Genomic DNA, 19647 nt, shown 5'->3' with positions numbered 1-19647 from the left:
GCGGGACGGCGATCGGGGGCGCAGGGGGGGTAGCGGTTTGCCCAGCCGCGACCTGGAACAGCATTTCCCAGGTGGTATCTCCTACCATTCCATCGGCTTTTTCCCCCGGCAGGTATTGTTGCTGGAAGGCCACGATCGCCTCATGGGTGGCCTGATCCAGACTGCCTGTGGCTTCCCCACGGTATAGTCCTTGGGCACTGAGAAAGGCTTGCAGTTGGCGAATTGGACCATCGGCAGCGCCCCCCGGATCGGCATCTCCCTGGAGGAGGTAGGGACGAAAGTTTTTAGTGCGATAGGGGTACTGTATCCAACTGGGGCTGTCGGGGGTGAAGTAGGTCATGGGGGTTAGCTCAGGAAGGGCAACAGGGCGATCGGGCAGAGGATCGGGCCATTGATCAGGCGCACGATCGGAGGGGATAGCAACTGGCGCTAGGGGGCCAGATTGGGTGAGCGACCTGAGGGCAGCCCAGGTATCATCATCTACTTGCCCATCAGGATTTAGACCCCGCTGGGTTTGAAAATCTAGAACAGCATAAAAGGTGGCATCGTCAAACTCACCCGTGAGGGTTAGGGTGGCACCGTGGGCATTCAACAGGCGTTGGAGTTCCCGAACCGCTTCATTACTGTCGCCGTAGAGTAACAGTGAATCGGTCATGACGCTCACACCCTGCCCCGCATCTGCATCCGCGAACTTTCCCCGTTTTAGCAGAAAATGGGAGATGTTTACACGATCACCCTGAGCAATTAACAATAATTCGTTTGAGCCTGTCGCTTAACCCATCACCCGTTTGGCCACTCTCTTGGGGGCCTACGGCGAGCGACTGCTGCCGTTGGTCTGTCTGCACCACGGCTGGTTGCTCCGGTGTAGTTTGGCCCGCAGGGGTTGAATGACGCGTTCAGGGTGCTTCGCCGTAGGGGTCAACCACTATCCACTGGGTTTAATCGAGGTCTAGCCATAATGTCCATCCTCAACGCCAACTTAAAAGCACAGGGTAAGCTTGACACTCTTCATCTGCGGCTATGCACAATCGGTTCTCGTAAAACTTATAACGACGATGACTATGGCAATGGCCCTTGGTCTGTTTTCGCACCTAATTTAACTATTTATGGCTTTGATCTTGATGAAGAGGCGTGTGAAAGTGCCAACAACTCCCTAGCAGAAGGTCGTATCAATTGGGCTGAGAAACACTTTCCCCTCGCGATCGCTAACCAGACAGGAGAAACATCCCTTTACATTACCAAGGGCGTTCACTGTAGTTCTCTTTATCCACCTAATCAGTCCTATATTAAGCGATTTAAGGGTTTTGATTATGCCTTAGAAGTCGATGCCATGATTACAATTGAAACAACTACCCTGGATGAGTTTTGCCAAAATCAAGCTATTTCTGATCTCGAATTCCTTAAGGTTGATGTGCAGGGGGCTGATCTAGATGTGCTAAGGGGGGGTGAGCAAGTGCTGCAACGGAGTACCCTGGGTGTCAATATTGAAGTCGAGTTTTCCCCCATCTACCAGGGTCAGCCCTTGTTTGCCGAGATTGATCAATACCTGCGCTCAAACGGGTTTGTTTTGTTCGATTTGACGATGGATGATCCCTGGTGTCGTTTACCCCGAAGCATTGCTCCCCTATGGTCAGCCAACCGTCCGGGACAACTCCTGTGGGCCAATGCGCTTTACCTCCGTGATCTGCTGGACGAAGCGTTGGTTGAACAGAACCGACATCTACAAACCCCAGAGCATTTGCTCAAGTTGGCCTGCATTGCTGATGCCGAAGACTTTCCGGATTACGCCCTGGAGTTGCTCACCCACCTAACGCTGCAATATGGCGATGATCCGCGTTATAACTTCGCGCCCAATATCCTGGAGGTGTTGTCCCAAATCCCAGAACTGGTTGAACAGGGGTTGGAAAACCTAGCGATCGTCCAGTACCTTCAGCCTCGTCTGCGGGAGGGCGCGGGTTAGCCCGATCGCCACGGGTTAGCCGAAACGCCGATCGGATGTTATGGTTAAGCCAACTTCCGGCAGCATTGTCTAGCCGTGCCTGTCATCACAACACCACTATGCGTTCGTGTAGCGTTTCCTGCCGAGAATCGTCTTCCGTCCCGTTTGCGCCGGCCCGCTCCTGGTTGGCTTCCCGGTTTTTGACGGGGGTTGGCGTGGTGCTTCGCGTCGCTATCCCAGTGGGCATGGGAGTGGCGCTGGCTTGGGGTGGCCTGTCTTTCCCGGTTGTGGCCCAAGCCCCCAGTGCGCTAGCGGCCTGCCAACCGCCCGCCCCAAATGAATATCTAGTGCTCATTATTACGGCCACCGATCGCCAGCAAGCGCAGGTCCGGCGCATTTTGCCCAGTAGCATTAACACAGTCTCTTGCCGTTATCTAAGTGACACGGTAGTGCGGGTTGGCGGCTTCTCCCATCTGGAAGCGGCGAATGCCTGGGCTAAGGCCGTTCACGATTCAACGGGGCTGGCAACCTTTGTCGCCCGTCCCCCCCAAGCAGTTGCCCAGCCGCCAACTGGCTTCCCGACCGTTGGCACGGCCCCCTCACCCGCGATTGGCGCAGCGCTCCCGGCGGGAATCGCCTTCAACCCCCAAGCCCTGGGTGAGGGCTATGCCGTTGTGGTTCATTATTTCAACCGACCAGAGGTGGCCACCCGGCTTCAGCAAAGTCTGGGGCGTAATGTAGGGCTGGTCGTGTACGGTCAACGGCCCTATCTACTGGCGATCCACACGACGGACCCGGCAGCGGCGGCGGCGACGCTGCGATCGCTCAATGGCCAGGGCTATTTAGCGTCCCTCGTGGACAGCCGCAATGTGATTCTCCTGCGCGATACCATTAATCCCTAGCGATTGACCTAGCGATTGGCAAGCCATTGACCAAAAAATAATGGGATTCAAGCCCCGTCCTTCTCGGACGGCTTTTTAGGGAGTTTTAACTTGCGAATCAACTCTCTCAATACGTCTGATTTGGTTCTGCCTACTGCCAAGCAATAAGCTTCAAGTAATGCAAGTTCTTTATCACTAAGCCGGAAAAATACACTTTTTTTCATTGCGCCTGTCTATCGATATGATATACAGTAGTAGCATGAAACTACGCTACCGTTACCGAATCTATCCAAACTCTCAGCAGGCCCAATCGCTATCGCGGCTCTTTGGCTGCGTCCGTGTCGTTGGGAATGATGCGCTAGCGTTTTGCCAGCAAGCTTGGAACGAGGGGGTGAAGTATTGCGGTGCGAGTGAACTGATGAAGCGGTTTATCACGCAAGCCAAACAATCTGAGTCAAGAGCTTGGTTGAGGGAAGTCTCAAGCATTCCCTTGCCGCAGTCCATTCGCGATCTGGATGTGGCGTTCCGTAATTTCTGGAACTCGCTGAAGGGCAAGCGCCAAGGAGCCAAAGTCAATCCCCCTCGGTTCAAAAAGCGTCGTGCTGCTCAGTCTGCACGATTCACCGTAGGTGGTTTCAGCATCAAGGGCAAAAAAGTTTATCTGGCTAAGATTGGCAAGATTAAAACAATTGGGTCTAGACCGTTGCCGTCAAGTCCATCATCGGCAACGGTGATTAAAGATGCGGCTGGTCGATATTTCATTAGTTTTGTCTGCGAGGTGAACATAGAAGCATTGCCTACTACGACTAATGTGGTCGGGGTAGACTTGGGAATCAAGACTTTTGCAACGCTCAGTACCGGTGAAAAAATTGATGCCCCTAAACCGTTAAAAGCTGCACTTAAAAAGTTAAAGCGATTGCAGCAAAGTCGAAGCCGCAAAGTAAAAGGTTCTCATCGTCGAGAATTGGCACGGCTGAAATTAGCCCGGCTTTATGCTCGTCTTGCCGATATTCGGTCCAATTTCCTGCACAAGTTGTCAACTCGGTTAATTCGCGAGAACCAAGCCATTAGCCTAGAAGACTTAAATGTTTTGGGGATGGTAAAAAATCGCAAACTCGCTAGGGTGATTAGCGATCTAGGGTGGCGAGCGTTGCGGACGATGCTGGAAGCCAAAGGTGGTATGTATGGGCGTGAAGTTCATATCATTAACCGCTGGCAGCCAACCAGTCAAATATGCTCTTGTTGTGGTGAGAAGGGTGGCCAGCTAGACTTGTCGGTCAGAGAGTGGCAGTGCCTGTTTTGCGGCGCAACTCACGATAGGGATATCAATGCTGCCATAAACATTCAAGCCGCTGGGGGACACTCAGAGGCGCAAAACGGACGTGGAGGAAGGCGTAAATCCCAGCCGAGCTTGGTGGCAACCTGTGAAGCGTCAACCCATCTATTAGGAAGACAGCTCTGTCTGAATTTCTAGATAGGAAATCCCCGCCCGTTCACGGCGGGGAGGATGTCAACTATGTCAAGCTAGCTGTCGGATTGGTGTGTGTGTATGAGTAATTTATTTTTTTCGCTACTATCAACTGTTGCCCTTGCCGTTAAAGCCGATTTCCTACGCAAAACCCGACAAACTGAGATCGTCCAAACCCAATTTTTACGATCGCTCCTGAAGGCTCATCAACACACGGAGTTTGGCCAACGCTACCAGTTGGGGGACATTCGCACGATCGACGACTTCCGGCAGCGGGTACCCATCCAACCCTACAGTGGCTTTGCGGCCTACACCGAGCGTATTGCTAGTGGGGAACCCAATCTCCTCGTGGCTGATCCCGTGATTCACATGAACCTCTCCAGTGGGTCAACGGGAAATCGTAAGTTGATCCCTGTCACCCGGCGATCGCGCCAAACCCTAACCTGGGCCTATCTGGTGGCCGCTGGGTTTGCCTGTGAGGCGGCCAGAGAGCGCGGTGTCCCCTTGGGGAAAATGCTCTTTGTCAGTTCCGCCCGTAGCCAGGGCAAGACCGCCGGGGGGATTAGCTACAACTTCATTAGCAACAGCGATGTCCAGTTATTAGGGTCCCTCTACCGGCAGGCGGTTGCCTATCCCTATGCGGTCTTCCAGATTACCGATACCACCGCCCGGACCTATGCTTGTTTACTCTTTGCCCTGCGCCAGACTAACCTGCGGGTGATGGCCGCCACCTTCCCGGTTTTGGCCATCCAACTGGCGAATTTCCTGGCCCAATACGCTGAGCCGCTGATTGAAGACCTTGCCAAGGGCACGATCGCCCCGTGGCTAGCGATCGATCCCCCCATTCGGCAGCAACTAGAACGGCAATGGTCGGCTGCGCCCGAGCGGGCGGCTGCTCTGCGATCACACCTGCACACAACGGGCAACCTCACCCCGGCCCAGGCATGGCCCGACTTATCGTTTATCATCACGGCTAGGGGGGGGAGTTCTGATTTCTATTTCGAGCGGTTTCCTGCCCTGTTTGCGGAAACGCCTGTCTTTGGTGGCATTTATTCTTGCGCCGAGACGATTTTCGGGATGCATCGGGCGTTTAATACCGACAGTGTGGCCCTGGCGATCGCGAGTGGATTTTATGAGTTTATTCCCGAAGATCAGTGGCACTTGGAACAGCCTGCAACCCTGCTACCTTGGGAGGTCAAGCCGGGGGAACGCTATCGGATTGTGTTTACGAATTACAGTGGCTTCTACCGCTATGATGTGGGCGATGTGGTGGAAGTTGATGGCTTTATGGGCACGACGCCGCTGATTATCTTTCGTCATCGGCAGGGGGGCGTATTGTCATCGAGTACGGAAAAGACCAATGAGTACCACGTGATTCAGGTGATGCAATCCCTCCAGAAAACTTTCCAAATTACCCTGGAAAACTTCTGTATTACCCTGTCCGACGATCGCATTCCTGCCCATTATCTGGTCAATATTGAACTGGCTCCTGGCTCCACCCTGGCCGATCCAGAGCAATTTTTGTTAGCCTTCGATCGCACGCTCAAGGAAGTCAGTGTCCTCTATCAAGTCAAACGCGTCGATCAGGTGCCTGCGCCCCGATTGCGGATTCTGGCTCCAGGTAGTTTTGCCCACCTCCAACAGCGCTTATTGGAACGGGGGGTCGGTGCCTCCCAGTTTAAGTTCCCCCACCTGAGCGAGGATCGGCAATTTTTAGCGGCGTTGGAGGTCCTCCAGGAGGTGCGGTTGGCGGAGGAGTATGCTGCTAAAAGCTAGTGAATCGTCAACAGGATCGGGGCATGGCTTGGCAACGGCGGCAATTTTTATATCTAGGGGGACTCTTCTTGGGAGGGGGGTTAGCGGCGATCGCCCGCCCCGCCCTGTGTGCCTGGGACAAAGGCGCGCGATCGGATACCCCAGTCCCCACTGCCCCGCCGACTGCCGGCCTTCAGCCTCCTAAGCTGGCGATCGCGCCCCCTGGCCTCGTGGCCCCCCAACGGGGGGATGTGCGGCTGGTGGTCATCAGTGACCTCAATAGCCAATATGGTTCCGTGGACTATGAGCCAGAGGTCGATCGCGCCCTGCAACTTATTCCCGGTTGGCAACCGGATCTGGTCCTCTGTGGGGGGGATATGGTGGCGGGCCAGAAAAGTACGCTCACGGTGGCTCAAATTCAGGCCATGTGGGCGGCCTTCGATCGCCAGGTGGCGGCCCCCCTGCGACGGGCGGGGATTCCCTTCGGTTTCACGATCGGCAACCACGATGCGTCCGGTGCCCTGAACCCTAGCGGGCAATACCTTTTTAACCAGGAACGGCAACTGGCAGCGGCCTATTGGCGTTCCCCAGGCCATGATCCGGGGTTGACCTTTGTCGATCGCACCCACTTCCCGTTTTATTACACCTTCCAACAGCAGCAAATCTTTTACCTGGTGTGGGATGCCTCTACCGCCCAAATCCCAGCATCGCAACTGGCCTGGGTCGCCCAAAGTTTAGGCAGCCCCGCTGCCCAAGCGGCCCGACTGCGAATCGTCATGGGGCACCTGCCCCTGTATGCCGTTGCGGTTGGGCGCGATCGCCCCGGGGAGTTCTTAAATCAGGCCGATCAGCTGCGATCGCTCCTAGAGCGCTATCACGTCCATACCTACATTAGCGGCCATCACCATGCCTACTTTCCGGGGCATCGTGGCAAACTTGACTTGCTCCATGCCGGTGCCCTAGGCAGCGGCCCCCGCTCCTTGTTGAATAGCAACCTACCCCCGCGCAAAACCTTGACGGTGGTGGATGTTCACCTAGCCACCGCCAGCACCGACTACACGACCTACGATATGAAAACCCTGCAAGTGATTGCCCAAACCCAACTGCCCCGGCGAATTGAGGGTCCCAATGGCTGGGTCCTGCGCCGGGATGTGGGGTTGACCGGCACTTGACCCAAACAATAATGGGATTCAAGCCCCGTCCTAGAAGGACGGGGCTTGAATCCTTTTAGGGTTAAAGCCCTTCTCCCTCTGGACTCAAGACACGTTGAAACAGCTACGGTGCGAGTAGGCGCAGAGAACGCTAGAGAGGCAATGGTCTAAAGTTCAACCTTGAAGGCAAAAAGCAAAATTCAATCGATTGTGCTTGGTGAGTCGCCGGAGGGCATTCGGAGACTTTAAACGGACGTGGAGGGATGGTAAGACCACCTGGGTGGCATGACCCGATGAAGCGTCAACCCCATTCAGCGACCAATGCCTATTTTAGGTTGAGGCGTGGTGAGGAATCCTCGTGCGTTTACGCCGAGGAGGCTATCAATACCGGGAAGTTATTTCAGGCAAGGAACGGCTTGACTGGCGCAATGCCCCACTGCCGGTCGGATACTGGCAATTGAGGTTACCCTCGCTAGGTGGCTTATGAGCGCAATACCAGCGCAGCTATTGGGGATTTGCAGCAATGGTTGGGAGCGTTCGAGGTGTCCTAAAACCAGGACTAAAACTGGAAGTAAATAAACGGTTTATAGTCTGGGGGAATGAAGGGCATTAATAGGGCAAAACTGAGACCATAGCTCAGGGCAAATTGCCAGGGCGAGAGCTGCTGCCACCAGCCGCGCCCCCAACCCCGATAATGCCCCCAATGGGCGATCGCTAATCCCCCTAGCAAGAGGAACGCTGTCATAGGGATTTGTTGGAAACCCGCCGCCTGCCCCAAGACAAAAGCATGCAGAATGGTGAGGGCTTTAGGCAGACTATCAGTCCGGAAGACAATCCAGGTTAAACACACCCAATAAAATGTTAAAAGTAAACCCAAGATTGCATATCGCTTCTGGGTTTTGACTTCATCCTTAACCCAGCAAGACCATTGCCGGTGAACTACTAATGCACCACCGTGAAGTCCCCCCCACAGAACAAAATTCCAGGCTGCCCCATGCCACAGTCCACCTAATAACATGGTAATCATGAGGTTACGATAGGTCTGAAATTTCCCCGCTAAACTTCCCCCCAAGGGAATATAAAGATAATCCCGTAGCCAGGTGGAAAGACTGATATGCCAACGTCGCCAGAAGTCTGTAATATTCGTTGCAAAATAGGGAGCAGCAAAGTTCAAACATAATTGGTAACCCAGTAGCTCAGCGCTGGCGATCGCCATATCAGTATAACCGGAAAAATCGCAGTAGATCTGGACAGCATAGGCCAGGACAGCGAACCAACTACTTAAGGCTGTATAGGCTTCTGGCTGTTCAAAATAGGTATCGATAAAAGGAGCTAGATTATCCGAAACACAAGCTTTTTTGAAGAAACCAATCAAAAAAAGAACGAGACAATTTCGTACATTTACCTGATCAAATTGCTTGATAGTACGAAGTTGCGGCAAAAAATCAGAAGCCCGCACGATCGGACCCGCAACCAGTTGTGGGAAAAAACTGACATACAGAGCAAAGTCTACAACATTTTTAGTAACAGCTAGATGTTTGCGATAGATATCGATCGAATAGCTCAGGCTTTGAAAAGTATAAAAACTAATCCCAATCGGCAAAATAATCTTAAAAGTATTAATATTTATAGGGATACCTAAAAAATCGAAAAAAGTTATCGCTGATTCAGCAAAGAAATTATAATACTTGAAAAAACCGAGCAAGCCGAGATTCGCAATCAGACTCAAAAGAAGCCAGCTTTTGCGATATTGTAATTGTTCAGTTTGGGACAGTTGCCAACCCACACCATAGTCGATCGCAGTTGAGAGAAAAATCAGGAATAAAAAACGCCAATCCCAGGCTCCATAGAAGATATAACTACAACCGAGTAGCCAAAGTTTACGATAAAAGTTATGCTGAAGTATCCAATAAACGCAGAAAACAATTAGAAAAAATATGAGAAAACGAAATTCGATAAAGATCATGGTGATTCCATTTTAGAGTCGGCGAGATATTGAATAAATGCTTGGGCTAAGAGATGTGTAAAAGCTTCTGAACCTCGCTGATTTAAGTGCTCATCATCAAAGCGATTTTCCACAGCATATAAATGTGGAAAAAGTTGGGGATCGTTAAAGATAAAAAGGGTCGGAACGTAATGTTGACGGTGACTCTGAATCAGATCTTTATAGGTATGTAAAGAAGGTGGTACAATAAAGATGGGTTCGATTCCGTGATTTTGTATACGCGCCACCATTGAGCCTAAGAACTCTGGCTTAAAGGGCTGATAGGATTCGCTTTGTTGACGCCTAGTAATCAGTTTTTGTACATCCTGATGATACTGATTTAGTTTTCTGAGGAACTTTTTTCGACGCATCTTAACATAGCGATCGGGATCTTCGTCATAGGAAATATAACCATCCTTATGTCTGCCTAGTAAAGAAATTTTATGCTCGCGATCATCGTTATGATAACCAATGAGATGATTTTGGATGAAGGCTGCTCCTTTGCCATTGCGAATGAGACCATACACATAGGAATGAAGATGATCAAAGGTCATCACTAGCTTATCCCACCAATCATGATTAGATCTAAAGATGACCTGACTAATATGCCAGGTTTCGCCGAGGGTATGCCAGTGAACTTCTCGCGTTGCTCGCACGTTCTCTTCCCGTGCGTCTAGTTTGTCTGTATATTCAACGAAAATCCATTTCAGTTTTTTGGGTCGCATTGCTAAGACTTGACGAATATAAAAATAAGTCTCTGGCAAGTAACTACCTCCAATACCTAGATTAAACGATCGCACCCGATAGCCCTGACTTTTCAAGACCTGATCAAATACAACGGGCATAATTTGACGATGGGTACGACTAGAGCCAATAAAAATTACATCATAGGTATCTTTATGGTGACTAAAATAGGCTAGCTTTTCACTGACTTCCTCAATGTCATGGGGAATAGCAGGCTGGGTAATTTCCCGTATGACCATTGAGGTACTTAAAAACACGATCGCACCCAGTACGGGATAGAAAAGATACCGACCTATTGAGGATTTTCGTTGTTTAGTAGAGAGTCGCAACAGCATCACCCTTGAAAAACTAAACTGCTCAGCCAGGGAAGACTAGCACCGATATGGGTGGAATTTCACTACTGTGCCATAAACCGATCGCAACCGTTGCTGTTCCCGAAGCCGTCATGGGTTCCGATACAATGGAAGGAATTGACGCCGAGTAGACTTGGGTAACTGTCGTGGTGATGGGCAAGGAGTTGACGGAACGGGCATTTGCTAATAATGATGACGCCTTACGCGCCTACCAAACCACAGCGGGCGCAACGTTTCAGGATTTGGGGAATGGGTTGACTGTGCCCGTGAGTTTTGGCAATGATGCCGCTGCTCTGGAGGCCGTCCAGACGGGGGTGGCCCTCGTCGATCGCAGCCATTGGGGACGATTAACCGTCAGTGATCAGGACCGCCTGCGATATCTCCACAACCAAACGACCAATACCTTTGAAACCCTGAAGCCAGACCAGGGTTGCGACACGGTTTTTGTGACGGCGACAGCCCGCACGATCGATCTGGTCACAGCCTATGTACTGGACGAGGCGGTCCTGTTGCTGGTTTCCCCTAACCGCCGTGAGTCCCTAATGGCTTGGATGGATCGCTATATTTTCTTTGCCGATCGCGTCAAATTGGCCGATGTCACCGATCGCACCGTAGCCTTTAGCCTACTGGGACCCGCCAGCGATCGCCTGATTGACCAGTTAGGAGCCAGTCACCTAGTGGGTCAGCCCCACGCCCACCATTGTTGGGTGACCGTTGCCGGAAGCCCAGTCCGGGTGGCCGTGGGTAGCGGCCTAGCCACACCGGGCTATACCCTGATCGCCGATCGCCCGATCGCAGCGCAACTATGGCAGCACTTGGCTGACGAGGGCGCGGTTCCCCTTGGCGAACACCTCTGGGAGCGCCTGCGGATTGAACAGGGACGCCCCCTGCCCGATCACGAACTAACAGAAGACTACAATCCCCTGGAAGCGGGCTTATGGTCAGCCGTTTCTTTTAATAAGGGGTGTTATATCGGCCAGGAAACGATCACCCGCCTTGACACCTACCAGGGTGTCAAACAACAGTTGTGGGGAGTGCGCTGGTCGGGGGGGCCCGTGGAGACCGGAACCATCATCACGCTTGCGGGGGAACGGGTCGGCAAGCTGACTAGCCAAGTGATGACCGAAGCTGGGACCTTGGGGTTGGCCTATCTTCGCACCAAAGCTGGGGGAGCAGGCCTTCAGGTCGAGATTGGTCAGATATCGGCCACGATCGTCGATCTGCCCTTTGTCACCCGTAAACGGCAGGCTCCCTAACGTATGGCCGTCTGCTCCTGACTTCCCAGCTCTTGGTCTTGTTCCCCATCCTCAGGTTATTCCGTACCCATGTCCATGCTCCCACTCCCAACCTCCCCCGCCCCCGTCCATGTCATTGGGGGGGGCCTCGCTGGCACTGAAGCCGCTTGGCAGCTTGCCCAAGCTGGTGTTCCTGTCATTCTGTCTGAGATGCGGCCCCAACGGACCAGTCCGGCCCACCACACAGACGAGCTGGCCGAATTGGTGTGTAGCAATTCCTTTGGTGCCCAGGCCAGCGATCGCGCGGCGGGCCTACTGCATACGGAATTACGGCAACTCGGCTCAATCATCATCCAAATGGCCGATCACCATGCCGTCCCGGCGGGGGGTGCCCTAGCTGTCGATCGCGCCCTCTTCAGCCACACCCTGACGGAAACCCTAGCCCAGCATCCCTTAATTGAGTTGCGCCGGGAAGAGGTGCGATCGCTGCCGACTACGGGTATTGTTATATTGACAACAGGCCCCCTCACCAGCCCCGATTTAGCCCAGGATTTGCAGCAATTTACCGGCCAGGCCTACCTGAGTTTTTTTGATGCAGCGAGTCCGATCATTCTGGGAGACTCGATCGATCGCCGGATCGCCTTCCTCGCCTCCCGTTACCAAAAGGGGGAAGCCGCCTACCTTAACTGTCCCCTCGATCGGGAGCAGTACCATACCTTCTGGCAAGCCCTGTGTACAGCAGAGCAAGCGGAACTGAAAGACTTTGAACGGGAAACAGCCAAATTTTTTGAAGGCTGCCTACCGATCGAGGAAATGGCCCGCCGGGGCGAAGATACCATGCGCTATGGTCCCCTGAAACCGGTGGGGATTGAACTACCGGGCACCGGCGCACCGGGCAAGGGTAAGTGGCCCTATGCAGTGGTGCAACTGCGCCAAGAAGATCGAGCGGGCCACCTATGGAACCTCGTTGGGTTTCAGACCAACCTGCGTTGGGGCGAACAAAAGCGGGTCTTTCGCCTAATCCCAGGCTTAGAAAATGCTGAATTTGTCCGCATGGGGGTGATGCACCGCAACACGTTTATCAATGCACCGGAATTATTGCTCCCCAGTTTGCAGTTCAAACAACGCCCCACGCTCCTGGCAGCGGGTCAGTTAATCGGCACCGAAGGGTATACAGCGGCGGCGGCAGGGGGCTGGTTAGCGGGGACGAATGCAGCCCGCTTAGCTCAAGGGTTACCACCCGTCTCTTTGCCCAAGACGACGATGATGGGTGCCCTGTTCGACTTTATCAGCAGCGCCTCACCCCAGCATTTCCAACCCATGCCCCCCAATTTTGGGATTCTGCCCGATCTTCCCCAGCGCATCCGTGACAAGCGACAACGCTATGGCCAATACCGCGATCGGTCCCTGGCTGACTTAACCACCTGGCAGCGATCGTTGCGATCGCCCCTTGTGGGCAGTGCTATCTAAAGGTCTACCCGGCCCCAGGAGACCAGTGGATACTTCCATCCCTGGGGGATAGCGTCAATCAGGTGAGAATACAGAAGTGTTGAAACCTGAAAAGTGAAAGGTAAAGAACTGAGGGGACGGGAGTTCAGACTCCGAATGCCCTCCATTACCCCTTGCAATTGAAGTCTGAGATTCTCTATGCCTATGCCTACACCTACACCTACACCCACTGAACACCTGGCCTATCTAAAACCGGGCCACACTGCCACTATCCTTAGCATGGATGCCTCCCCAGGTTTGTACCATCGCTTGCTGGCGCTGGGCTTCCGCCATGGACGGCAGGTGAAAATGCTCCGGCGATCATGGTGGTCAGGCCCGGTTCATGTACGGGTGGGTACCACGGAGGTGATGCTCCGGCGGCATGATGCCCAACGCATTGGGATTGCTCCCCTGGGCCATGCTTCTGCCTATGGGGCTGGAGAGTAACAGTGAAACGGATTGCTGTCCTAGGGATGCCCAACACGGGAAAATCGACCTTTTTTAATCGGTTTACCGGGGCAACGGCCAGCATTGGGAACTGGGCGGGGGTGACGGTGGATTTAATGATGGCAACCCTCACGATGGGGGGGCTATCGACCGAAGTGATTGACTTACCCGGCATTTACGATCTGCGGGGCTTCTCTGAGGATGAAGCGGTAGTGCAGCAATTTCTGCAATCCACTCCCGTCGATTTGGTGATTATTATTCTTAATACTGCCCAGATTGATCGCCAGTTGAGCTTGGCGTTGCAGGTCAAGCACCTACAACTGCCAGCGGTGCTGTTGCTCAATATGGCCGATGAAGCGCCCAAGTTTGGGGTATCGGTAGATGCGAATAAACTGGCGGTGCACTTGCAGATGCCCGTTGTGCCGCTCAGCGCCAAGTATGGTCATGGCTATGAGGCGGCGGTGATCACCATTACCCAAGCGCTTCAACACTTTGCACAACCCACCCTAGTTGCCAACGTTGCTGATCGACTCATGGATGAGGTGGCCTTAACCACCGAACTCGACGCAATCCTAGCCGATGCGGTGCACATGGCCGATCGCGACCAGGAGACGCTGACCACCCACCTCGATCATGTGCTGCTGCACCCCATTTTGGGATTGCCGCTGTTTTTCGTCCTCATGTTCGCCCTCTTCCAACTGGTGTATAGCCTGGGCACGCCGCTCCAGGGCTGGCTGGGGGCGGGGTTAGACCAAGTCAAGGCCGTGGCCCTAGAACCCGCCCTAGCCGTCTGGCCGCCCTTCCTTCAAGGCTTTTTGCTGGGGGGCCTATACGATGGCATCGGTACAGTGGTGGCCTTTATTCCCGTCATTGGGCTGTTCTTCCTGGCCATGGCGGTGATTGAGGACAGTGGCTATCTCGCTCGATCCGCCTTTTTGATGGATGCGTTCATGGAACGTCTGGGGCTGGATGGGCGTTCCTTTGTGATGGCGCTGATGGGCTTTGGGTGCAATGTGCCAGCCATTATGGGCACACGGGTGATGCGATCTCCAGGGCTGCGGTTGCTCTCGATGCTGGTGATTCCGTTTTCCCTCTGTTCGGCCCGGTTAAATGTGTTTATTTTCATCAGCACGGCCCTATTTGCGCCTCGAACGGCTCCCCTCGTGCTGTTTAGCCTGTATCTATTGAGCTTTGCGGCGGCTATCGTCACCGCTGCGCTGTTTAAGGGGCAATTCCCCAACCAAGACCCCCTGGTGCTGGAGCTGCCCCCCTACCGCTTTCCCACTCTGAGCCAAATGCTGGTACGGGCCTGGTGCGAGGTGAAGCATTTCCTGCGCTGGTCAAACCGCTTCATTATTGCCGGGGTGGTGGGCGTATGGCTGCTGACTCATCTGCCCACCACAGCTCCCCCCGCCAGCGATCAAACCCTAGCGGGTATGATTGGTCAGGTGTTTCAGCCCCTGCTTGCCCCCCTGGGCATTGATGCTCAACTGACGATTGCCCTTCTCTTTGGCTTTGTAGCTAAGGAAGTGGTGCTAGGGGGCCTAGCCGTCATCTACGGCACCGCCACCGAGGCCAACCTAGGTGGCACCTTAGCCCAACACATCGACTGGGTACAAGCCTATAGCTTTATGCTGTTTACCCTGCTCTATGTGCCCTGTCTATCCACCGTGGCTGTGCTCAAGAGCGAGGCGAAAAGCACCCGCTTTGCCCTGCTGGCGGTGGCTTGGTCCTTGGGACTGGCCTGGTTTAGCAGTTTAGTCTTTTATCAAGGCGCAAGAGCCTTGGGGTTTTAGAACATCCGAACACAGGTTCAGCCAACGTCAGTCTCCCCCCCAGGCCACATCGCCGTGCTGAGGTAGCGCTCTCCTCCACTGGGTTGGCTGATCACGATGCGCTGGTTGCGGTCGCGATCGCGCTGCCCCAGGTGCAGCCCAGCGTAGACCGCCGCCCCGCTGGCAATACCGCTCAAAATACCTTCCATCTGGGCAAGTTGTTGGGCACAATCCAGTTCTACAAAAGGGTGCTCTGCCAGACCAGAGCAAGCATGGATCAGCCCTGCCACAAAGGTTTTGCCGCTACCAGGAGGAGCTGGCAAGATCACAGGCTGGGTCGTGGCGGCGGCCCGCTCCACAAAGGCCCGCAGCTTTTGGCTGAACTTGCTCATCCCCAGGATGACTTTTCCACATAGCCAAACAAATCCCCGGCACTACGCTGGCGAATCAGCGACTTGCCAATGGGGGAAGGCCGATACATCTCTACGGCTCCCCATTTGAGGAGATAAAGCCCCGTGGCGGGATGGCCTTCCTGCTAGATCAGGGTGTGGGCTGCTGTGCGCAAGGGATGCAAGTCCAAAGCCAAGTTCTGTAACGTTGGGTTGCCATCGGGGGCCGCCCCATCCCCCTAGTCCTGACTGGCCACCGTTTGCCATTCTGGAATCAGCCCAGCCGGAATGTTCAAGGTAATGACCTCTCCCTCCACCGTTGGCAGGGTCAACCGCAGCGGAATTTCGGCCTGGAGTTGGGGTAACAAGGGCTGCAAATCGTACTGCCCGACGTTGGGTTCTGGAGCCGTCTCGTCGGTGAAGATCTGGCCGGAGTCATCCGCTGCTGTCAGGGTCTGGCCCAGGGAATTGGTCAGGGTGAGGGGTTGGCTGCGGTCAATGGCGGCTACACCGGGAAAGCCCACTAGGCGCAGGGCAAAGCTGGTACGGCCATCGGGGCGAATGCGTTTGAAGGCGATCGCCTGCCAACTACGACCATGCTGATCCTTCAGCGTTTGCCGCGACTGATAAACCACCTGCCCTGGCGCTTCCTCCAGTTGGCGAATGGCGGCGGCAGCGTTGGGAGGGTTGCATAGCCCTAATCCGAGCCAGACCCCCAAAATTAAAGCACCCAACCATAACCGCCAGGAAAATACTTTTCTCATACAAAACCTCATGGATGGGCCTTAAATTTAAGAACTGGCGACAATGTCATGCAAGTGGCTAACATCAATTGCGCCTCTACCACCGAGCATCCTTAGCCAGAATCGCTCCGCCTGCCCCCGTGGCTGCTCCTAGGAGCGTCAGGGATTTACCTGCCACGTAGAGCGCTGAACCTGTGGTGGCAGCAACGCTAGCCCCGGTCAAAAAGTTGAGCGGTTGCTGCCGAGACAGGAAGGACGCTGCCATCGGCAGATGGGTATCCATAGGCAATAGCATCGGATCTTAGATCGCGTACTCGTGGGGCATAGCAGCGGCGGGGGTGGGGGCGGCGGAGAGGCGATCGATGACTCGCCGCATTTTTTCGCGGGCGGTGATCGCAATTTCCCTGGCCTGGGGACTATCGACCGGCACAAACATGCTCAGCGGGTCGATGGCGGAAACTTCGACCCGACCATCGCTGTGCTCCTGCACAACCACGTTGCAGGGGTACAGCACCCCCGCCTTGTCATCGAGGTGTAGCATTTCGTAGGCAATTTGCGGGTGGCAGGCTCCCAAAATTTTGTAGGGGCGAAACCCGGCATTGAGCTTTTTCTTAAAGGCGACCTGGGCGTCAATTTCGGTCAAAACACCAAAGCCCTCCTGCTGGAGGGAGGCGGTTACCTGGGCGATCGCCGCCTCGAAGGTGGCGTCAACAACTTTGCTGAAATGGTAAGTCATGGTGATTTTCTAACGTAGTGAATGATTGAGATGGCCTCTGGCCAACGAGCTTTCCAGGGTGGGCAGTGCCCACCCTACAGATGCCAAATCACGACGGGATTGGCACAGTAGAAATCTTCCGGTGGAGACCTCTACTGCACTTTCGGAGTCTTGTTGGTATGCAGCCCCAGCAGGCTATAGATCCCGCAGAAGCCCACCAGGCCAGTGACCAGCAGCACCGCCCCCGCCCCAACCAGGCCAATGCCTAGGGCAGAACCGCTGTACAGCACCAGCCCCAGGTACAGCAGCACCACCGCCAAAACCAGGCGAACAGCGCGATCGACGGTACCAACATTCGTTTTCATAGCCATAATCTCCAAGCATGAATAGATTGCGACTCCCCGGTACAGCAAGCAACCCAGGGGGAAATTGCGACGGCAGGATTGTAACCTCTCTTAACAGTATAACTAATTAGTTATAAAATGGTAAAATAAAATTACAAACCAATCGCTTGGGCAGGGCAGGTAGATCCAGGCCGAGGCGCAAGGTATGTCTGTCAAGGAGGATTGTCCAGGGGTGGACCTACCGCAGCATCAACAAGCTGGTGGAGGGGCAGGGAGCAGGGGTGCGCACGGTGCGATCGCGCTTTCCCGTGGATCAAGCCCATGATGAACCGACCGCCGCCCTGCTTACCCAACGCACACAGGTGTACGAAAAAAAATGCCGGGATGCTGCGCAGCCTGCTGACTGAGTAACGCCATCTCGTCAACGCGCAATCCCTCGCCCCAGAGGTTGATCCCTCCCCAGACCTAGGGTCAGTGGTGATACCCTGTAATTTCCTCGCAACAAATATAACTAGATGGTTATCTAATAATATTTAGCCATTAGAGATGTTTCCTGGTCACTCCGTTGAATATCGCATTGAGGTTCTTTCATGGCTCACGTTGTTGTGATTGGTGCCGGATTGGGCGGTCTACCCACCGCCTACGAATTGCGCCACTTGCTGCCCTCTCAGCACCGGGTGACACTGATCTCTGATCAGTCCAAATTCACCTTTATTCCAGGTCTGGTGCGGGTGGGGCTGGATGTAGACCCCCTCGACCATTTTCAGCTCGACCTGGCCCCCCTGGCGCAGCGGCACGGGGTAGAGCTGATTACCCGCAAAGTGACCGGGCTAGACCCACGGGCGCAACGTATCACCCTAGAGGATGGTCAAGCCCTAGACTACGACTATGTGGCGATCGCCACTGGCCCTAGCTTTGCCTTCGACGCCATTCCTGGCCTTGGCCCCCACGGGGGCTACACCCATTCCATCTGTTCCCCCAGTCACGCCCAGGAGGCTCGAACGGCGTGGCTCAAATTTTTGAAGAATCCTGGTGCATTAGTGGTGGGAGCGGCCCCTGGGGCAGGCTGCTTTGGGCCAGCCTACGAATTTATCCTGATGGCGGAGCAGATTTTGCGCCAAAAAGGATTGCGCGATCGCGCCACGCTCACCCTGGTTACCCCCGAACCCTACGCCGGGCACCTGGGGGTCAGCCAGGTTAAAAACGCCCAGAAACTGACCGAAGCCCTGCTGCGCAAGCGTGGCATTGAGGTGATTACCCATGCAGCCATTACCGCCATCGCCCCAGACAGCCTCACCCTTAACGATGGCCGCACCATTCCCCAGCAGTACGCCATGATTCTCCCCGCCTTTCGGGGCGCGTCGTTCCTTCAAAAGGCTCCTGGGTTAGGCAACGAAAAGGGATTTATTCCCGTGCTGCCCACCTACCAGCACCCCGATTTCCCGTCGGTCTACGCCCTAGGCGTTACGGTCAACCTCACTCAGCCTGAGCAGTTCCCCGTGCCCATTGGCCTACCCAAAAGTGGACAAATGACCGAGGCGATGGGCATGGCCGTTTCCCACAATATCGCCGTACAGTTGGGAGCCATCCAAAAGCCGCTGCAAACCCCCACCCTGGAGGCCATCTGCTTTGCCGAATTTGGCGATACTGGCATTCTCTACGTGGCCGCACCAGTCCTGCCCGACCCGATTACGGGTAAACGCCGCTACTCCTATGCCGTGCAGGGGAAATGGGTGATCTGGGGCAAGGCCCTGTTTGAACAATACTTTATGACCAAAATGCGCCTGGGGGCCGCGGTGCCCTGGTACGAACGGCTGGGGTTGCGAGCGATCTTTGGGGTCGATTTGGTCAAGCCCATCGGCGGCTTGTCCCCAGAAAGCCCAGCCAGTGTGTCTGTTTAAGCCCAATTTAGGAGACGACCCATGCTGCCAATCTATCGATGGCTTACGGGAGTGGGAATCGCGATCGCGCTCCTGCTCCTTCAGCCCGCCACTGCCCAAGCCGCGGTCAACCCCGCCGCACTGGCCAGGGCCGTGCAGGAAGTGGAACAGCTTGATATGCTCCGCTCCGGCCTGGCTTCATCCCTGGAAGGTCAGACCGAAGCGCCCACGATGGAAACCATGAAAGAAGTCTGCCGCCCCGTGGGCATGCGGGCGATGGCACTCAGCCAAGAAAACGGCTGGCAGGTCAAACAAATAGCCACCAAATACCGCAACCCCGCCCACGCCCCCGACAC

The 19647-nt window shown here is 54.6% G+C and carries 21 protein-coding genes and 1 pseudogene; 12 read left to right on the top strand and 10 right to left on the bottom strand.

What is annotated here, in order from left to right; genetic code table 11:
• On the bottom strand, nucleotides 1-655 hold a 655-nt coding region (locus tag ACWIUF_RS02320), incomplete at its 3' end, for a peptidoglycan-binding domain-containing protein (protein WP_448570563.1).
• Between the two features lie 303 nt (nucleotides 656-958).
• Here ACWIUF_RS02320 and ACWIUF_RS02315 point away from each other — a divergent pair.
• Both ACWIUF_RS02315 and ACWIUF_RS02310 read left to right on the top strand, forming a co-directional pair.
• Nucleotides 959-1960 carry an FkbM family methyltransferase gene (locus tag ACWIUF_RS02315; RefSeq protein WP_448570562.1) on the top strand — a complete coding sequence of 334 codons (1002 nt, stop codon included), beginning with the start codon at nucleotides 959-961 and terminating at the stop codon, nucleotides 1958-1960.
• A gap of 98 nt (nucleotides 1961-2058) precedes the next feature.
• Nucleotides 2059-2841 (top strand): hypothetical protein, encoded by a 783-nt coding sequence (locus ACWIUF_RS02310; RefSeq protein ID WP_448570561.1) that lies wholly within the window; start codon nucleotides 2059-2061, stop codon nucleotides 2839-2841.
• Between the two features lie 47 nt (nucleotides 2842-2888).
• Here ACWIUF_RS02310 and ACWIUF_RS02305 read toward each other — a convergent pair whose 3' ends face one another.
• On the bottom strand, nucleotides 2889-3044 hold the full coding sequence (locus tag ACWIUF_RS02305; protein ID WP_448570560.1) for a ribbon-helix-helix protein, CopG family: 156 nt from the start codon (nucleotides 3042-3044) through the stop codon (nucleotides 2889-2891).
• Between the two features lie 35 nt (nucleotides 3045-3079).
• Here ACWIUF_RS02305 and ACWIUF_RS02300 point away from each other — a divergent pair, with 35 nt between their 5' ends.
• The 3 genes from ACWIUF_RS02300 to ACWIUF_RS02290 all read left to right on the top strand — a co-directional run bounded on the left by ACWIUF_RS02300 (nucleotide 3080) and on the right by ACWIUF_RS02290 (nucleotide 7215).
• Nucleotides 3080-4294, top strand: coding sequence for an RNA-guided endonuclease InsQ/TnpB family protein (locus ACWIUF_RS02300; protein ID WP_448570559.1), 1215 nt, complete (start codon nucleotides 3080-3082; stop codon nucleotides 4292-4294).
• Between the two features lie 75 nt (nucleotides 4295-4369).
• A complete protein-coding gene (locus tag ACWIUF_RS02295) occupies nucleotides 4370-6064 on the top strand; it encodes a GH3 auxin-responsive promoter family protein (RefSeq protein WP_448570558.1) in 1695 nt (564 codons plus the stop codon).
• Nucleotides 6064-7215: a metallophosphoesterase family protein gene (locus tag ACWIUF_RS02290; protein ID WP_448570557.1), complete on the top strand. Its 1152-nt coding sequence runs from the start codon at nucleotides 6064-6066 to the stop codon at nucleotides 7213-7215. Before ACWIUF_RS02295 ends, ACWIUF_RS02290 begins: the two co-directional genes overlap by 1 nt.
• A gap of 538 nt (nucleotides 7216-7753) precedes the next feature.
• On the opposite strand, the gene ACWIUF_RS02285 is transcribed toward ACWIUF_RS02290, so the two are convergent.
• On the bottom strand, nucleotides 7754-9160 hold the full coding sequence (locus ACWIUF_RS02285) for an MBOAT family O-acyltransferase (protein ID WP_448570556.1): 1407 nt from the start codon (nucleotides 9158-9160) through the stop codon (nucleotides 7754-7756).
• Nucleotides 9157-10161, bottom strand: a complete 1005-nt coding sequence (locus ACWIUF_RS02280; protein ID WP_448570555.1) for a hypothetical protein — start codon at nucleotides 10159-10161, stop codon at nucleotides 9157-9159. Before ACWIUF_RS02280 ends, ACWIUF_RS02285 begins: the two co-directional genes overlap by 4 nt.
• A gap of 266 nt (nucleotides 10162-10427) precedes the next feature.
• Between ACWIUF_RS02280 and ygfZ the strand changes: the two genes are divergently transcribed.
• The 4 genes from ygfZ to feoB all read left to right on the top strand — a co-directional run bounded on the left by ygfZ (nucleotide 10428) and on the right by feoB (nucleotide 15241).
• Nucleotides 10428-11531 (top strand): CAF17-like 4Fe-4S cluster assembly/insertion protein YgfZ, encoded by a 1104-nt coding sequence (gene ygfZ, locus ACWIUF_RS02275; protein ID WP_448570564.1) that lies wholly within the window; start codon nucleotides 10428-10430, stop codon nucleotides 11529-11531.
• A gap of 69 nt (nucleotides 11532-11600) precedes the next feature.
• Nucleotides 11601-12980, top strand: coding sequence for an FADH(2)-oxidizing methylenetetrahydrofolate--tRNA-(uracil(54)-C(5))-methyltransferase TrmFO (gene trmFO, locus ACWIUF_RS02270; RefSeq protein ID WP_448570554.1), 1380 nt, complete (start codon nucleotides 11601-11603; stop codon nucleotides 12978-12980).
• A 177-nt stretch (nucleotides 12981-13157) separates the two neighbouring features.
• The gene (locus ACWIUF_RS02265; RefSeq protein WP_448570553.1) at nucleotides 13158-13445 is read left to right on the top strand and encodes a FeoA family protein; all 288 of its coding nucleotides are present in this window, start codon (nucleotides 13158-13160) and stop codon (nucleotides 13443-13445) included.
• Nucleotides 13446-13447: 2 nt separating this feature from the next.
• Entirely contained in the window at nucleotides 13448-15241 is a 1794-nt protein-coding gene (feoB, locus tag ACWIUF_RS02260) for a ferrous iron transport protein B (RefSeq protein ID WP_448570552.1), read from the top strand.
• 17 nt (nucleotides 15242-15258) lie between these two features.
• Here the strand turns inward: feoB and ACWIUF_RS02255 are convergent, their stop codons facing one another.
• The 6 genes and pseudogenes from ACWIUF_RS02255 to ACWIUF_RS02230 all read right to left on the bottom strand — a co-directional run bounded on the left by ACWIUF_RS02255 (nucleotide 15259) and on the right by ACWIUF_RS02230 (nucleotide 17432).
• A complete protein-coding gene (locus ACWIUF_RS02255; RefSeq protein ID WP_448570551.1) occupies nucleotides 15259-15612 on the bottom strand; it encodes a sigma 54-interacting transcriptional regulator in 354 nt (117 codons plus the stop codon).
• Nucleotides 15609-15743: pseudogene (locus tag ACWIUF_RS02250) on the bottom strand (hypothetical protein); the annotation flags it as partial. The gene ACWIUF_RS02255 and the pseudogene ACWIUF_RS02250, both read right to left, overlap by 4 nt.
• A 105-nt stretch (nucleotides 15744-15848) precedes the next feature.
• Entirely contained in the window at nucleotides 15849-16373 is a 525-nt protein-coding gene (locus ACWIUF_RS02245; protein WP_448570550.1) for a DUF3122 domain-containing protein, read from the bottom strand.
• A gap of 76 nt (nucleotides 16374-16449) precedes the next feature.
• Entirely contained in the window at nucleotides 16450-16635 is a 186-nt protein-coding gene (locus ACWIUF_RS02240) for a hypothetical protein (RefSeq protein ID WP_448570549.1), read from the bottom strand.
• Between the two features lie 18 nt (nucleotides 16636-16653).
• Nucleotides 16654-17088, bottom strand: a complete 435-nt coding sequence (locus ACWIUF_RS02235) for a DUF302 domain-containing protein (protein WP_448570548.1) — start codon at nucleotides 17086-17088, stop codon at nucleotides 16654-16656.
• 131 nt (nucleotides 17089-17219) lie between these two features.
• Nucleotides 17220-17432, bottom strand: coding sequence for a YgaP family membrane protein (locus ACWIUF_RS02230; protein WP_448570547.1), 213 nt, complete (start codon nucleotides 17430-17432; stop codon nucleotides 17220-17222).
• A gap of 239 nt (nucleotides 17433-17671) precedes the next feature.
• Here ACWIUF_RS02230 and ACWIUF_RS02225 point away from each other — a divergent pair, with 239 nt between their 5' ends.
• From ACWIUF_RS02225 to ACWIUF_RS02215, 3 genes are all read left to right on the top strand, one after another.
• Complete coding sequence (locus ACWIUF_RS02225) at nucleotides 17672-17818, top strand: hypothetical protein (protein ID WP_448570546.1); 147 nt, start codon at nucleotides 17672-17674, stop codon at nucleotides 17816-17818.
• 183 nt (nucleotides 17819-18001) lie between these two features.
• Nucleotides 18002-19312: an NAD(P)/FAD-dependent oxidoreductase gene (locus ACWIUF_RS02220; RefSeq protein ID WP_448570545.1), complete on the top strand. Its 1311-nt coding sequence runs from the start codon at nucleotides 18002-18004 to the stop codon at nucleotides 19310-19312.
• Nucleotides 19313-19333: 21 nt separating this feature from the next.
• Nucleotides 19334-19647, top strand: a 314-nt coding sequence (locus ACWIUF_RS02215; RefSeq protein WP_448570544.1) for a c-type heme family protein, incomplete at its 3' end; no start/stop codon positions are given.

The sequence above is a fragment of the Trichothermofontia sp. genome (assembly GCF_053493415.1).
This window is presented reverse-complemented; position numbering and strand designations above follow the sequence as displayed.

Coding starts and splice junctions, on each gene's coding strand:
- ACWIUF_RS02310 (WP_448570561.1), top strand. CDS start 2,059: ATGCGTTCGTGTAGCGTTTCCTGCCGAGAATCGTCTTCCGTCCCGTTT.
- ACWIUF_RS02245 (WP_448570550.1), bottom strand. CDS start 16,373: ATGAGAAAAGTATTTTCCTGGCGGTTATGGTTGGGTGCTTTAATTTTG.
- ACWIUF_RS02240 (WP_448570549.1), bottom strand. CDS start 16,635: ATGGATACCCATCTGCCGATGGCAGCGTCCTTCCTGTCTCGGCAGCAA.
- ACWIUF_RS02220 (WP_448570545.1), top strand. CDS start 18,002: ATGGCTCACGTTGTTGTGATTGGTGCCGGATTGGGCGGTCTACCCACC.
- ACWIUF_RS02295 (WP_448570558.1), top strand. CDS start 4,370: ATGAGTAATTTATTTTTTTCGCTACTATCAACTGTTGCCCTTGCCGTT.
- ACWIUF_RS02230 (WP_448570547.1), bottom strand. CDS start 17,432: ATGAAAACGAATGTTGGTACCGTCGATCGCGCTGTTCGCCTGGTTTTG.
- ACWIUF_RS02305 (WP_448570560.1), bottom strand. CDS start 3,044: ATGAAAAAAAGTGTATTTTTCCGGCTTAGTGATAAAGAACTTGCATTA.
- ACWIUF_RS02280 (WP_448570555.1), bottom strand. CDS start 10,161: ATGGTCATACGGGAAATTACCCAGCCTGCTATTCCCCATGACATTGAG.
- ACWIUF_RS02300 (WP_448570559.1), top strand. CDS start 3,080: ATGAAACTACGCTACCGTTACCGAATCTATCCAAACTCTCAGCAGGCC.
- ygfZ (WP_448570564.1), top strand. CDS start 10,428: ATGGGCAAGGAGTTGACGGAACGGGCATTTGCTAATAATGATGACGCC.
- ACWIUF_RS02235 (WP_448570548.1), bottom strand. CDS start 17,088: ATGACTTACCATTTCAGCAAAGTTGTTGACGCCACCTTCGAGGCGGCG.
- trmFO (WP_448570554.1), top strand. CDS start 11,601: ATGTCCATGCTCCCACTCCCAACCTCCCCCGCCCCCGTCCATGTCATT.
- ACWIUF_RS02265 (WP_448570553.1), top strand. CDS start 13,158: ATGCCTATGCCTACACCTACACCTACACCCACTGAACACCTGGCCTAT.
- ACWIUF_RS02285 (WP_448570556.1), bottom strand. CDS start 9,160: ATGATCTTTATCGAATTTCGTTTTCTCATATTTTTTCTAATTGTTTTC.
- ACWIUF_RS02315 (WP_448570562.1), top strand. CDS start 959: ATGTCCATCCTCAACGCCAACTTAAAAGCACAGGGTAAGCTTGACACT.
- ACWIUF_RS02255 (WP_448570551.1), bottom strand. CDS start 15,612: ATGAGCAAGTTCAGCCAAAAGCTGCGGGCCTTTGTGGAGCGGGCCGCC.